Source organism: Kitasatospora sp. NPDC054768 (assembly GCF_053612025.1).
The window spans coordinates 14,098-28,274 of record NZ_JBSHBN010000120.1 but is presented as its reverse complement, the minus strand read 5'-3'; the positions used below and the strand labels follow the sequence as shown (position 1 = coordinate 28,274).

At 72.5% G+C, this 14,177-nt stretch carries 11 protein-coding genes and 2 pseudogenes; 7 read left to right on the top strand and 6 right to left on the bottom strand.

Going from position 1 to position 14,177, the window contains the following annotated elements; translation table 11 throughout:
• The first annotated feature begins 140 nt into the window (after nt 1-140).
• Nucleotides 141-260, top strand: coding sequence for a CorA family divalent cation transporter (locus ACWGKU_RS29015; protein WP_452180587.1), 120 nt, complete (start codon nt 141-143; stop codon nt 258-260).
• 79 nt (nt 261-339) lie between these two features.
• Here the strand turns inward: ACWGKU_RS29015 and ACWGKU_RS29010 are convergent, their stop codons facing one another.
• Both ACWGKU_RS29010 and ACWGKU_RS29005 read right to left on the bottom strand, forming a co-directional pair.
• The gene (locus ACWGKU_RS29010) at nt 340-2,286 is read right to left on the bottom strand and encodes a potassium transporter Kup (RefSeq protein ID WP_452180586.1); all 1,947 of its coding nucleotides are present in this window, start codon (nt 2,284-2,286) and stop codon (nt 340-342) included.
• A 283-nt stretch (nt 2,287-2,569) separates the two neighbouring features.
• Nucleotides 2,570-2,686 (bottom strand): annotated as a pseudogene (locus ACWGKU_RS29005) (MerR family DNA-binding protein); the annotation flags it as partial.
• Between the two features lie 283 nt (nt 2,687-2,969).
• Here ACWGKU_RS29005 and kdpF point away from each other — a divergent pair.
• The 6 genes and pseudogenes from kdpF (at nt 2,970) to ACWGKU_RS28975 (ending at nt 9,309) form a co-directional block, all read left to right on the top strand.
• Nucleotides 2,970-3,059, top strand: coding sequence for a K(+)-transporting ATPase subunit F (kdpF, locus tag ACWGKU_RS29000; protein WP_452180588.1), 90 nt, complete (start codon nt 2,970-2,972; stop codon nt 3,057-3,059).
• A 1-nt stretch (nt 3,060) separates the two neighbouring features.
• Nucleotides 3,061-4,725 (top strand): potassium-transporting ATPase subunit KdpA, encoded by a 1,665-nt coding sequence (gene kdpA / locus ACWGKU_RS28995; RefSeq protein WP_452180585.1) that lies wholly within the window; start codon nt 3,061-3,063, stop codon nt 4,723-4,725.
• Nucleotides 4,722-6,818, top strand: a complete 2,097-nt coding sequence (gene kdpB, locus ACWGKU_RS28990) for a potassium-transporting ATPase subunit KdpB (RefSeq protein ID WP_452180584.1) — start codon at nt 4,722-4,724, stop codon at nt 6,816-6,818. Before kdpA ends, kdpB begins: the two co-directional genes overlap by 4 nt.
• A gap of 42 nt (nt 6,819-6,860) precedes the next feature.
• Nucleotides 6,861-7,502 carry a K(+)-transporting ATPase subunit C gene (gene kdpC, locus ACWGKU_RS28985; RefSeq protein ID WP_452180583.1) on the top strand — a complete coding sequence of 214 codons (642 nt, stop codon included), beginning with the start codon at nt 6,861-6,863 and terminating at the stop codon, nt 7,500-7,502.
• A gap of 16 nt (nt 7,503-7,518) precedes the next feature.
• Nucleotides 7,519-7,905: pseudogene (locus tag ACWGKU_RS28980) on the top strand (histidine kinase); the annotation flags it as partial.
• 141 nt (nt 7,906-8,046) lie between these two features.
• Nucleotides 8,047-9,309: an APC family permease gene (locus ACWGKU_RS28975; RefSeq protein ID WP_452180582.1), complete on the top strand. Its 1,263-nt coding sequence runs from the start codon at nt 8,047-8,049 to the stop codon at nt 9,307-9,309.
• 124 nt (nt 9,310-9,433) lie between these two features.
• Here the strand turns inward: ACWGKU_RS28975 and ACWGKU_RS28970 are convergent, their stop codons facing one another.
• From ACWGKU_RS28970 to ACWGKU_RS28955, 4 genes are all read right to left on the bottom strand, one after another.
• On the bottom strand, nt 9,434-10,033 hold the full coding sequence (locus ACWGKU_RS28970; protein WP_452180581.1) for a class I SAM-dependent methyltransferase: 600 nt from the start codon (nt 10,031-10,033) through the stop codon (nt 9,434-9,436).
• A gap of 235 nt (nt 10,034-10,268) precedes the next feature.
• Nucleotides 10,269-11,336, bottom strand: coding sequence for a tRNA (adenosine(37)-N6)-threonylcarbamoyltransferase complex transferase subunit TsaD (gene tsaD / locus ACWGKU_RS28965; protein WP_452180580.1), 1,068 nt, complete (start codon nt 11,334-11,336; stop codon nt 10,269-10,271).
• A 176-nt stretch (nt 11,337-11,512) separates the two neighbouring features.
• Nucleotides 11,513-12,172, bottom strand: coding sequence for a fasciclin domain-containing protein (locus ACWGKU_RS28960; protein WP_401050651.1), 660 nt, complete (start codon nt 12,170-12,172; stop codon nt 11,513-11,515).
• A gap of 114 nt (nt 12,173-12,286) precedes the next feature.
• A complete protein-coding gene (locus ACWGKU_RS28955) occupies nt 12,287-13,837 on the bottom strand; it encodes a molybdopterin-dependent oxidoreductase (protein ID WP_452191625.1) in 1,551 nt (516 codons plus the stop codon).
• Nucleotides 13,838-14,177 lie beyond the last annotated feature (340 nt).

Sequence of the window (14,177 nt, the reverse complement as noted above, 5' to 3'; positions counted from 1 at the left end):
TGACGCCATGTCACCACCCGGAGCGCGGAGAACACCGAAACTGTGACGCGAAGCGCCTCACGTGGCGACCGCAGATCTCAAGACCAGCTCACTAGGTCTGCCCGGCCCGCAGGTGCCGTCCGCGATAGCCGCCTGTCTCCATGAACGTCGACTGCATGCCGGAGCTGCACTGGACGTTCGGTTACCCGGCGGTGGTGGCTTTCACCGCCACCGTCTGGGTGTTCATCTTCCGGGCGTTCCGCCGCAACGACTGGCTGTGAGTCGGCGTCGGACTCGCGGGGCCGGCACCGGTGGGGTTCGCTGCGGGTCCGAGCCGTGGCCGTGTGCGATCGGGCACGTCTACACCTCGATGTGCGAGCCCATGATGACGGTGCGGTCGCGGGGGAGGCCGAAGTACTCGGCGGCGTCGGCGGTGATGTAGGAGGTGGCGATGAACAGGCGCTTGCGCCAGGGCGCCATCGTCGGCTGCTTCCCGCGCCGCAGCTCGATCTTCGACAGGAAGTAGGACGCCTGGTCGAGCCGCAGGCGGCCCTCGGCTTCGGCTGGATCGAGCATCGCCAGGGTGGTGGGTACGTCCGGTGTCTCCATGTAGCCGAACCGGGCGGTGACGTGGATGATCCCGTCGTCGGCGTAGCCGAGGTTGTCGACGGCGATCCGCTGTTCTGTTGGGACGCGCGGTACGGTCTCGGTCTCCATGGAGAGGATCACGACCTGATCGTGCCGAACGTGGTTGTGTTCGACGTTGGCCCGCAGAGCCAGTGGTGCGGTCTGTTTGCCCCGGTTCAGGAAGACGGCCGTGCCGGGGACCTGGAGCACCGGCACCTTCCCGCTGTGGAGGTCCTCGACGAATCCGCGCAGTGGGCCCTCGTGCCGTGCGCGTGCGGCGGTGACGATCGCGCGGCCGCGCTGCCAGGTCGTCATGACGGTGAACGCGGTGACACCGATCAGCAATGGCAGCCAGGCGCCGTGGAGGAGCTTGGTCGCGTTGGCCGCCACGAACAGCAGGTCCACGGCGAGCAGCGGCGTCGCGCCGGCCGCGACGAGCCACACCGGTGTGCCCCAGCGGGCGCGGGCGACGGAGAAGAAGAGCAGGGTGGTGATGGTGATGGTGCCGGTGACCGCCATGCCGAAGGCGAACGCGAGCGCCGTGGAGCTGCGGAAGGCGAAGACCAGGGTGAGGACGGAGACCATCAGCAGCCAGTTGATCCAGGGGACGTAGATCTGACCCATGGTCGATTCGGAGGTGTACGCGATCCGCAGCCGCGGCAGGTAGCCGAGCTGGGCGGCCTGGGAGGCGACCGAGTACGCGCCGGTGATCACCGCCTGGGAGGCGATCACGGTCGCCGCCGTGGCCAGGACGACCATCGGCAGCCGTCCCCAGCCGGGCGCCAGCAGGAAGAACGGGCTGCTGGTGCTGTGCGGATCCCCGAGGATCAGCGCGCCCTGGCCGAAGTAGCTCAGCACACATGCCGGGAACACGAGGAACAGCCAGCCCCGGGTGATCGGCCGGCGGCCGAAGTGCCCCATGTCGGCGTAGAGCGCCTCCGCGCCGGTGACCGCGAGCACGACCGCGGCCAGGGCGAAGAAGGCGGTCCCGAAGTGGCCGAACAGGAAGCCCAGCGCGTAGCCCGGCGACAGCGCCCTGAGGATCTGCGGATGGTCGGCGATGCCGGACGCGCCGCAGACGCCGATGGCCACGAACCAGGCGATCATCAGGGGTCCGAAGACCCGGCCCACCGCCGCCGTCCCGCGGCGCTGGACCAGGAACAGCAGCACGATGATCGCCGCGGTGAGCGGCACCACCGCGCCCTCCAGCGACGGTTCCACGACCTTCAGCCCCTCGACCGCGGACAGCACCGAGATCGCCGGGGTGATCATGCTGTCGCCGAAGAACAGCGAGGCGCCGAAGATGCCCAGCGCGGCCAGCACCCCGGTGGCCCTGCGGTTCCGCGGTGCGCTCCACCGCCGCAGCAGGGTGATCAGCGCCATGATGCCGCCCTCGCCCTCGTTGTCGGCGCGCATCGCCAGCAGCACGTAGGTGACCAGCACGATGACCACCACCGACCAGAAGACGAGCGACACCACCCCGTACACGTTTTCCGTGGTGACCGGGACGGGGTGCGGGTCGCCCGGGTTGAACACGGTCTGGAGGGTGTAGATCGGGCTGGTGCCGATGTCGCCGAAGACCACACCCAGGGCACCCACGACCACTGCGAGGCGGGCCGTGTTCTGCACGCCCGGACGTTGAACCTCCGTCGGCTGGGGCGCGGCACCGCGATCGGTCATGGATGACCTCCTCCGTGCGGGCTGCCGTGACATGGCCCGGGTGTGTCAGTGCGGACGATGATCGCACGCGCGACCGCGGGGACGGGTGCACCGCGTCGTCGAGTTCTTCGAAGGTCGGTGATTGGCCGGTCTGCGTTCGAAGGCTGCCGCCCGTCACGGTGGTCCCGTTCACGCCCACGGGCCCTTGTGCCCCCGGTCGGTCGGCAGCGAGGATCCGGCAGATGTCGCTCTCGGTGCAGGTGGCGGGGTCGGTCCTGGAGGCGGTGCGGGTCAGCTCGCGCAGCGTGGCGCGGGTCGTCGCCAGCTCGGCGATCCGGTGCTCGGCATCGGCGAGGTGCTGGCCGAGGAGCTCGGTGACGTGCCCGCAGGGCGGGTGGCCGCCGTCACGGATCGCCAGCACGTCCCGGGCACCGAGGCCAGCGTGTCCTGCCACCTCTACCGTGGCGCTGACGGCCGGGCCCGACGGATTCCACCGGGTCGTCCCACTCGGTGGATCTCGCGTCGTCGGCGCGGATGGCCTACGAGAAGTCGGCGGGGCCGCGGCGTCCGCCCGAGACTCGGAGCACCGGAGTGGTAGCCGACCGACAGCGGAGTGTGGTCACCGTGGCAGACCTGGTGTACCTCGGCGTGACGGTGTTCGTGTTCGCGGTCCTCGCCCTGCTGGCCAAGGGGGCCGAGTGGCTGTGACCGCCGACAACGTCCTCGGGCTCGTGGTGGCGGCCGCGCTGGTCGGCTACCTGGTGCTGGCACTGGTCTTCCCGGAGAGGTTCTGAGGTGGACCCTGCGCTCGCCGGGGTCCTGCAGGCACTGGCCCTGGCGGCGGCGCTCGCGCTGTCCCACCGCCCGTTGGGCGACTACCTGGCGCATGTGCTCACGACCCGCAGGCACTTGCGCGTCGAGCGCGGGGTCTACCGGCTGATCGGGGTGAACGAGGAGTCCGAACAGACCTGGCCGACCTATCTGCGGGGCGTGCTGGCGTTCTCGGCGGTCTCGGTGCTGTTCCTCTACGCCTTCCTGCGGCTGCAGAGCCACCTGTGGCTTTCGCTCGGCTTCCCGGACGTGCCCGCCGCGCTCGCCTGGAACACCGCGGTCTCCTTCGTCACCAACACCAACTGGCAGTCCTACGCGGGCGAGTCCACGATGGGCCACCTGGCGCAGATGGCGGGCCTGGCGGTGCAGAACTTCCTGTCCGCCGCCGTGGGCATCGCCGTGGTCGCGGCGCTGATCCGCGGCTTCGCCCGGAGCGGGACCGACCGGGTGGGCAACTTCTGGGTGGACGTCACCCGGGTCACCCTGCGGCTGCTGTTGCCGGTGTCGGTGGGCTTCGCGATCGTGTTCGTGGCCGCCGGAATGGTCGAGAACCTGCACGCGGCCACCCAGACCGCCACCGTGGGCGGCGGGACGCAGACCCTCACTGGCGGCCCGGTGGCCTCTCAGGAGGTCATCAAGCTGCTCGGCACCAACGGCGGCGGCTTCTACAACGCCAACTCGGCTCACCCGTTCGAGAATCCGAACCCGCTGACCAACTGGCTGGAGGTCTACCTCCTGCTGGTGATCGGCTTCGCGCTGCCCCGCACCTTCGGCACGATGGTCGGGGACCGGCGCCAGGGCCACGCGATCCTCGCCGTCATGGCCCTGATCTGGATCGCCTCCACCGCGCTGACAGCCCTGTTCGAATGGCAGCACGAGGGCTCGGCGCTGAGGGCGGCCGGGGCCGCGATGGAGGGCAAGGAGGTGCGCTTCGGCATCTCCGCCTCCACGCTGTTCGCTGCCGGCACCACGCTGACGTCCACCGGTGCGGTGAACTCCGCGCACGACTCCTTCACCCCGCTCGGCGGGGGCGTGCTGCTCGTCGACATGATGCTCGGCGAGATCGCACCCGGCGGCACCGGATCCGGCCTCTACGGCATCCTGGTCCTCGCCGTGGTCACCGTCTTCGTGGCCGGTCTGATGGTCGGCCGCACCCCGGAGTACCTGCGCAAGAAGCTCGGCGGACGGGAGGTGAAGTTCGCCTCCCTCTACATCCTCACCACCCCGGCGGTCGTCCTCGTCGGCACCGGTACGGCGATGACCTTCCGCGCGGAGCGGTCGTCCGCGCTCAACGGCGGCCCGCACGGGTTCTCCGAGGTCCTGTACGCCTTCACCTCGGCCGCGAACAACAACGGTTCCGCCTTCGCCGGCCTCACCGCCACCAGCACCTGGTGGGAGACCGCCCTCGGCCTGGCCATGCTGTTCGGGCGGCTGCTGCCGATGGTGTTCGTCCTCGCCCTGGCCGGATCGCTCGCGCGACAGAGCACCGTCCCGGTCACCGCAGGCACCCTCGCCACCCATCGGCCGCTGTTCATCGGCATGCTGACCGGCGTGGTGCTGATCGTGGTCGGGCTCACCTACTTCCCGGCCCTGGCGCTCGGGCCGCTCGCGGAAGGGCTGCGCCGATGACGACGGCCGTGACCGATCCCGCGCCGGAGCCGCACCGGGTCTCCGGCGGCCACATGGACCCCGGGCAACTGCTCCGCTCCCTCCCCGACGCCCTGCGCAAGCTGGACCCCCGTCACATGGTCCGGCGCCCGGTCATGTTCGTCGTCGAGGTCGGATCGCTCCTGACCACCTACTCGGCGATCCGGCACACCAGCCTGTTCGCCTGGCTGATCACGGCCTGGCTCTGGCTGACGGTCGTCTTCGCCAACCTCGCGGAGGCCGTGGCGGAGGGCCGGGGCAAGGCCCAGGCGGACTCACTGCGCCGCACCCGCACCGAGGCCGTGGCCCGCCGGGTCACCGTGCCGTGGCGGGCCGGGCTGACGGAGGTGCCCGAGGAGACCGTCCCCGCAGCGGACCTGCGGCTCGGCGACCATGTGATCGTCGAGGCGGGGCAGCCGATCCCCGGCGACGGCGACGTCGTCGAGGGCGCCGCGAGCGTCGACGAATCGGCGATCACCGGCGAGTCCGCGCCGGTCATCCGCGAGTCCGGCGGCGACCGCAGCGCCGTCACCGGCGGCACCAAGGTGCTCTCGGACCGGATCGTCGTGAAGATCACCTCCAAGCCGGGGGAGACCTTCATCGACCGGATGATCGCCCTGGTCGAGGGTGCCGCCCGGCAGAAGACGCCGAACGAGATCGCGCTCGACATCCTGCTGGCCGCGCTGACCGTCGTCTTCCTGCTCGCCGTCGTCACGCTGCAGCCGATGGCCTCCTACGCGGGCGCCGAGCTGAGCATCGTCGTACTGGTCGCCCTCCTGGTGGCGCTCATCCCCACCACGATCGGCGCGCTGCTGTCGGCGATCGGCATCGCCGGCATGGACCGGCTCGTGCAGCGCAACGTGCTCGCCCTGTCCGGCCGCGCCGTCGAGGCCGCGGGCGACGTGTCGACGCTGCTGCTCGACAAGACCGGCACGATCACCTTCGGCAACCGCCAGGCCGCCGAGTTCACCCCGGTCGGCGGCACGGAGGTCGGACGGCTGGCCGACGCCGCGCAACTCTCCAGCCTCGCCGACGAGACCCCCGAAGGCCGGTCCATCATTGTCCTCGCCAAGCAGACGTACGGACTGCGGGCCCGCGCCCAGGACGAGATCGGCCAGGCCGAATGGATCGAGTTCTCCGCCCGGACCCGGATGAGCGGCGTCGACCTGCACGAGGACGGAGGCCTGCGACGCATCCGCAAGGGCGCGGCCGGCGCGGTCGTCCACTGGGTCGAGGAGAACGGCGGCACCCCCGGCACCGAGATCGGCCCGCTCGTGGACGGCATCTCCGCGATGGGCGGCACGCCCCTCGTCGTCGCCGAGCAGCGCGGCACGGGCCCTGCCGCCGTCCTCGGTGTCATCCACCTCAAGGACGTCGTCAAGAACGGCATCCACGAGCGCTTCGAGGACCTGCGCCGGATGGGCATCAGGACCGTCATGATCACGGGCGACAATCCGCTGACCGCCAAGGCGATCGCGGACGAAGCGGGCGTGGACGACTTCCTCGCCGAGGCCACGCCCGAGGACAAGATGGCCCTGATCAAGAAGGAGCAGGAGGGCGGCAAGCTGGTCGCGATGACCGGCGACGGCACCAACGACGCCCCCGCGCTCGCCCAGGCCGACGTCGGCGTCGCGATGAACACCGGGACCATGGCGGCCAAGGAGGCCGGCAACATGGTCGACCTGGACTCCAACCCGACCAAGCTGATCGAGATCGTGGAGATCGGCAAGCAGCTGCTGATCACCCGCGGCGCGCTGACCACCTTCTCGATCGCCAACGACGTGGCCAAGTACTTCGCGATCATCCCCGCGATGTTCGCCGGGGTCTACCCGGGCCTGAGCCACCTCAACATCATGGGCCTGCACAGCCCGCAGTCCGCGATCACCTCGGCGATCATCTTCAACGCGCTGATCATCGTCGCCCTCATCCCGCTCGCCCTGCGCGGCGTACGCTACCGGCCCTCCTCGGCCTCCGCCCTGCTGCGCCGCAACCTCGGCGTGTACGGGGTGGGCGGGCTGATCCTGCCCTTCCTCGGGATCAAACTCCTCGACCTCGTCGTGCAGTTCTTCTACTGAGCAGTTCCCGCCGACAGCTGTCGGCAGGAGGGAGAACCCCCCATGCGGACCCCGCCGCTCGTCCTCATCCGGCTGCACCTGACCGCGCTGCGCCTGCTGCTCGTCCTCACCGCGATCTGCGGCCTGGCCTACCCCCTGCTGCTCACCGGGTTCTCCCAACTCGCCTTCTCCGGCCAGGCCAACGGCTCGCGGCTGCGGCAGGACGGCCGGGTGGTCGGATCCAGCCTGATCGGCCAGAACTTCAACCTCCCGAAGAAGAACCCGAACGACCCGAAGGAGCAGCCGGCGCCGGATCCGAAGTGGTTCCAGCCCCGCCCGTCGGCGGCCGGGACCGGCTACGACCCGACCGCCTCGGGCGCGTCAAACCTCGGGCCGAACGACCCAGGGCTGACGAGGACGATCCAGGAGCGACGGGCCGCCGTGGCAGCCTTCGACAGCGTCGATCCGGCCCTGGTCCCGCCGGACGCCGTCACCGCGAGCGGCTCCGGCCTCGACCCGCACATCTCCCCGGCCTACGCTGATGAGCAGGTCAACCGGGTCGCCACGGCGCGCGGCCTGGACCCGGCGGCGGTCCGCCGACTGGTCGAACAGCACCGGCAGGGCCGGGTCCTGGGCTTCCTGGGCCAGCAGCGGGTGAACGTCGTCACCCTCAACCTCGCCCTCGCGCGGCTCGGCGGACCGTGAAGGGAGGGGCCGTCCGGTGGCCCAGGAGAGCGCGCCGCAGGCGCCGGAGGGGCTCCGACCGGGCCGGGGCCGGCTCAAGGTGTACCTCGGCGCCGCGCCCGGTGTGGGCAAGACCTTCCGCATGCTGGAGGAGGACCTGCGGCGCAGCGCGCGCGGCACCGACGTGGTGGTGGGCCTGGTGGAGTGCCACGGTCGGCACCGTACGGAGGCGATGCCCGGCAGCCTGGAGGTCGTCCCGCGGGCTCGTCGCACCTACCGGGACGCCGAGCTGACGGAACTGGATCTCGACGGGGTGCTCGCCCATGGGCCCCGGGTCGTGCTGATCGACGAGCTGGCCCACTCCAACGTGCCCGGCGGCCGTCACACCCGGCGCTGGCAGGACGTCGAGAACCTGCTGGACGCGCTGTTCCAGAGCGTTTTCTCCAAGGACGCGCCCGGGCCGGGCCGGCCGAGGATCCGGGAAGTCCGCTCGACACCTTGCTCCTGTAGCGTGCGCCGGTACCGAAGTCCGTAATGGCCGTAGGCCGTGGTCGAGGAGCCAGCGATGGGGACACCGGCATCCGTCCGGGCCGGGGAGCTGAGGCGCCAGCTGGGCGTGTTCGACGCCGTGGTGATCGGGCTCGGGTCGATGATCGGCGCGGGGATCTTCGCCGCGCTCGCCCCGGCCGCCGGCGCGGCCGGTTCCGGTCTTCTGCTGGGCCTCACCCTGGCCGCGGTGGTGGCGTACTGCAACGCCACCTCCTCCGCCCGGCTGGCCGCCCGCTACCCGCAGTCCGGCGGCACCTACGTCTACGGCCGTGAGCGGCTCGGGGAGTTCTGGGGCTACCTGGCGGGCTGGGGCTTCGTGGTCGGCAAGACCGCCTCCTGCGCGGCGATGGCCCTCACCGTGGGCTCCTACGTGTGGCCCGGTCAGGCGCACGCGGTCGCGGTCGCCGCGGTGGTGGCGCTGACCGCGGTGAACTACGTCGGCGTGCGGAAGTCCGCGTGGCTGACCCGGGGGATCGTCGCCGTCGTCCTGGCGGTGCTCGCCTCCGTGGTCACCGCCTGCATGACCGGCCCCGCCGTCGAGGGCGCGCGGCTCGCCATCGGCGCGGACGCGACCCTCGGCGGGGTGCTCCGGGCCGCCGGGCTGCTGTTCTTCGCGTTCGCCGGCTATGCGCGCATCGCCACCCTCGGCGAGGAGGTCCGCGACCCGAAGCGAACCATCCCCCGCGCGATCCCCATCGCGCTCGCCATCGCGCTCGTCGTCTACGCCGCCGTTGCCGTGGCCGTGCTCGCCGTGCTCGGGCCCGACCGGCTCGCCCACACCACCGCACCGCTCACCGAGGCCGTGCGCGTCGCCGGCGTTCCCGCACTCGCCCCGGTGGTGCGCATCGGGGCGGCCGTCGCGGCGCTCGGCTCGCTGCTCGCGCTGATCCTCGGGGTCTCGCGCACCACCCTGGCGATGGCCCGCGACCGGCACCTGCCCCGCGCCCTGGCCTCCGTCCACCCGCGCTTCCACGTGCCGCACCGCGCCGAGCTCGCGGTCGGTGCGGTGGTCGCGGTCCTGGCCGCCACCACGGACGTTCGCGGCGCGATCGGTTTCTCCTCCTTCGGCGTGCTGGCCTACTACGCCATCGCCAACGCCTCCGCCTGGACCCTCACCCCCGCCGAGGGCCGCCCCGCCCGGATCGTCCCCGTCGTCGGTGCCGCCGGCTGCGTGCTCCTGGCCTTCGCCCTGCCACCCGCCTCGGTCCTGTGGGGAGCCGCAGTGATCGCGGCCGGTGCCGCCGCCTACTGCCTGCGCAAGGCCATCGCCCGCGCCTGACCCCGTCCGGCGTCGCGGTGGTCCGGCCTCGCGAAAGGATCCGCCGAGTCCGCCGGTTCCGCCGCCACCTGCAGCACGATCGACCACGTACGCCTTCTCCGGAGCGCCGGCTCCGGAGACGGGGTCAACTCTGGGCGCGGCTCAGGATCCAGACGCCGTAGGCGTCGTTCGCGGGGTGCAGCTGATAGGTGCCTGCCCGAAGGTCGACGCGCAGTCCGGCGGCGGCCAGGTCCGCCTCGAACTCCGACGCCGTGCAGGTCCGGGCGTGCGGCGGCGGGTCCTGCAGGTGGAAGCCGATCAGGATCCGGCCGTTCTCGCCGAGCACGTCGCGCATCGCGCCCAGCGCCGTGCGTTCCGTGCCCTCGGCCAGGTACACGATGACGTTGCCCACGCAGACGACCAGGTCGAACGGGCCGTCGTCGGGGCCGAGGTCGAGGATGTCGCGTTCCTCGATCGGCAGCCCGGGGTAGGTCTCCCGAGCCTGCCGGACCAGGGCCTCGTCGGGCTCGATCGCGACCACGTCGTGCCCCCGCTGCAGGAGCGCGGCGGCCACCCTCCCCATACCGGCGCCGGCGTCGAGCACTCGGGCACCGCGCGGCAGGAGCGTGTCGGCGAGCCGGGCCTCACCGTCGACGTCCTCGCCCGCGGAGATGAGTTCGGCGAACCGCTTGCCGAAGTTCCCGCTCTGCCCCGCCTCCTGCCAGCGGGTTCGCCTCGTCGTCATCGGTATGAGCTCTCCGTGTGGCAGCGTGGTCCTGTCCATGTCCCGCATCCTAAGGCGAGACCGCCGGCACCGGTCATGGCCGTTGAACGCCCGCCCGTGCATGCTCAAGAACGTCGAACGCTCCAGCAGGCTGCGATGAGCCTGGTCGTGGTGCCGGCCGCGCTGCCTTCCCGGCTCACCACGTCGGGCAGGGCCGGCGCTCCGGCGCGGTGCGGCCGCCGCGCCGGGACGGCCGTCACGCGGCCCGGAGCGGGGCGAGCGGGGAGAGTGCCGCGTACTCCAAGGGGGCGGACGGGTCGATCGAGAGGTTCATCGGGGAGGGGGCCGCGCCCGAGCGGACCAGGAGGTCGCCGATGGCCGCGATCATCGCGCCGTTGTCGGTGCACAGGCGCAGCGGCGGCACCCGCAGGGTGATCCCGGCCGCGGCGCACCGTTGTTCGGTCAGGGCGCGGATGCGGGAGTTGGCGGCGACCCCGCCGACCACGACGAGGGTGTCGATCCCGTGGTCGGTGCAGGCCCGGACGGCCTTGCGGGTGAGGGTGTCCGCGATGGCCTCCTGGAGCGCCGCGGCCGCGTCCGGGACGTGCGGCTCGGCGCCGGCCGCCCGTCGGGCCTCGACCCAGCGGGCGGCGGCGGTCTTGAGGCCGGAGAAGGAGAACGCGTACGGGGGGTCGTTGGGCCCGCTGAGCGGGCGGGGGAGGCGTACCGCGTTCGGGTCGCCCTCGCGGGCGGCGCGGTCGATGGCGGGCCCGCCGGGGTAGGGCAGGCCGAGGATCCGGGCGACCTTGTCGAAGCATTCGCCGACGGCGTCGTCGAGGGTGTCGCCGAGGTGGACGATCGGGTCGCGGGCGAGGTCGCGCACCAGGAGCAGGGAGGTGTGCCCGCCGGAGACGATCAGTACGACGCACGGGTTCGGCAGGGGTTCGCCGTCCAGGGCGGCGGCGGCGACGTGTCCGGCGAGGTGGTGGACGCCGTAGAGGGGGACGCCGAGCGAGAAGGCGTAGCTCTTGGCGGCCGCGACCCCGACCTGGAGCGGGCCGGACAGGCCGGGTCCGGCGGTGACGGCGACGGCGCCGACGTCGGCGAGGGTGAGTCCGGCCCGGTCGAGGGCCTCGCGGACCACGGGGGCCATCGCGTGGACGTGGGCGCGGGCGGCGATCTCCGGCACGACCCCGCCGTAGCGGGCGTGCTCGTCCATGCTCGACGCGACCGCCTGCCCGAGCAGGACCCCGTCGCGGACGAGACCGGCGCCGGTCTCGTCGCACGAGGACTCGATCCCCAGCACCACCGGCGAGTCCGGCATCACGCGCACCCCTTATTGCTGATCACTGAGCAACTGCAACCATTGTGCAATAAGGCTGGAGGCGCTGGTCCGGCAGGTCCGGTTCCCCGGTCCGTCCCGCAGGAAGTCCACCGGGGCCGCCGGGTCCGCCGGCGGCCCGCGATCGAGCGGTCCGCTGGCGGGACGCGAACGGTACGTCAGGAGGCGGGCATCAGGACGGTGTCGACGATGTAGACGGTGGCGTTGGCGGTCTGGACGTTTCCGCACAGGACCTTGGCGTCGCCGTCGACGGTGAAGTCGGGGGCGGCGCCGGTGACGGTGAGGTCGTGGGTTTCCAGGGTCTTGTGGCCTCCGGCGAGGGCGGTGGGGGCGAGGCGCTGGGGGACGACGTGGTGGGTGAGGATCTTGGTCAGCGTGTCCTTGTCGGCGAGGGCGGCGTCCAGGGTGGCCTTGGGAATCTTGTCGAAGGCGTCGTTGGTGGGCGCGAAGACGGTGATGTTCTGCGCGGAGTTGAGGGTGTCGACGAGGCCCGCCTGCTTGACGGCGGTCACCAGGGTGGACAGCAGCGGGTTGTTGGAGGCGGCGGTGGCGACCGGGTCCTTGGCCATGCCGGTGAAGGAGCCCGCGCCGTCCTTGGGCACGGCCGCACAGGCGGTGCCGAACGGCCGGTCGCTCATGGCGGCGCCGGCTGCCGACGCGGTGGTACCGGCCGCCGGCGCGGCGGCGGGGGCCTTCGACGGGGCGACGGAGGTGGAGGGCGACCCGGAGCCGCTGCCGCAGGCCCCGAGGCCGAAGGCGAGCGCGGTCGCGGCGAGGACGGCGGTGACGGTGTCGCGGCGGCGGGTGGTGGCGTTCATGGCAGTGATCTCCTTGTGAGGGTGCAGCGGTCGGCCCCTCGGGCGGACCGCCCCGGCCGGTGCCGGGTACGTGAAGGTGGTCCGGTGGAGGGCCGGGCGGGTCGGCCGGGGCTCTCAGGTGACGGTGACGACGGTGCTGTGCCAGCCGGTGGCGCCGGACGGGTAGGGGGTGGCCCGGTCCCCGGTCTGGACGGCGCCGGTCGCATCGGTCGCCCGGACCTCGATCCGGTGGGTGCCGGGCGCGGCCCCGGGCCAGGTGTGGGTCCACTGCCGCCACAGGTCCGGTCCGGCGTCGGCGGCGAGCAGCGCCTGCTGCCAGGTGCCGCCGTCGATCCGGACCTCGACGGCGGCGATGCCGCGGTGGGTCGCCCACGCGGTGCCGGCGACCGTGACGTCCCCGGCGGGTACGCGGGCAAACGGGGCCGGGACGTCGATGCGCGAGGTGGTGCGCACCGCACCGGTGCGGTCCCAGCCCCGGCGCACCCAGTACGGATCGAATGCGGCGAAGGTGGTGACGTCCAGGTCGACGAGCCACTTGGTGGCGGAGGCGTAGCCGTAGAAGCCGGGGACGACGCTGCGACAGGGGAAGCCGTGGGCGACGGGCAGGGCCTCGCCGTTCATCGCGACCGCCAGCAGTGCGCGCCGTCCGTCGAGCACCGGCTCCAGCGGCGTGCCGATGGTCATGCCGTCCTGTGAGCGGCCGACCAGCTGGTCCGCGCCGCGGTGCACGCCGGCACGGCGCAGCAGGGCGGGGAGGGAAGCGCCGAGCCAGCGGGTGGTGCCGACGTAGCGGCCGCCCACCTCGTTGGAGACGCAGGACAGCGTGTGGTCCATTTCCTCCAGGGGTTCGTGCAGCAGGTCGTCGAAGGTCAGCAACAGCGGGTGGTCGACCATGCCCCGGATGCGCAGGGCCCAGCGCCGCGGGTCGATTCGGGGGAGCGTGAGCGCGGTGTCCACCCGGTAGAAATCCGTGTTCGAGGTGACGAACGGGGACAGGCCCGCGACGTTCGGACGGACCGGGGGCGGCAGGGGTGGCAGCGGTTCCACGGCGGGCGGGATGCGAACGGACGCGCGGACGGCGCCGACGTCGAAGAGGCGGTCCGTCAGGATCCTGCCTCCCGTGACCGCGACCGCGCCGACGGCGATCGTCCCGCCGGTGACGGCGAGAACGGCCCGGCGGGTGGTGCCCTCGGTTCCGGTGCGCCGCTCCTGGCCGGCGCTCTCGCCGGTGGGATGTCCGATCGTGGGGGCCGTGTTCACCGGCGGCGCGGCCGACCCCGTCAGGCGTGAGAGGGCGAGGACGGTGGCCGCGCCGACGACGCCTGCCACGAGGGCCGGTACGACGTCCGCCGCGCGCTCTCCCGGCCGGGAGAGCGCGGCCCAGGCACCCAGCAGGCCGAAGGTCGCGAAGATGCCCGCTCCGGTCTTCGGGCGGCGAGCGGACAGCCATCCGGCACCGGCGGCGAGCAGGGCCGCCGTCAGGTGGATTCCGCCGAGCAGCACCGTCTTGTCGTACACGCCGAAGGTGCGGACGGCGTATTCCTTGAGCGGGGTCGGCGACAGGTCGACGGCCGCGGAGCCCACCGCGATGACCGGCGCGGTGTCGGGCCCGGTGAAGGCGGCGGCCAGGTCTCCCGCACCGAGTGCGGCCGAGGCGGCCGCCAACCCGGTCGCCGCTGCGACGCCGACGCGACGGAGGCGGTCGGGACGGCCGCGGAGGGGCGCGGAAGCGTCGGATGGATTCTTGCTCACGCCGAGGGTTCGAGGCGCCCGGGGCCGCGGATGGGTCGCTGCGCCGGGCTCACTCGAACGGGTTGGGCGGCAGCCGGCATTGACGGTGGGCGCAGCAGGCTCGGCCCGGCTCCGAGGGCCGGTCCGTCGACTCCCGCGGATGACGGGAATGACGACGACGGAAGACGCAAACGACGGCACCAGGATCCGCGTGTCCTCCGGAGCCGGTGACCGGGCGGACGGGCGGACCGGCAGGCGGTTCGGCCAATCCGGG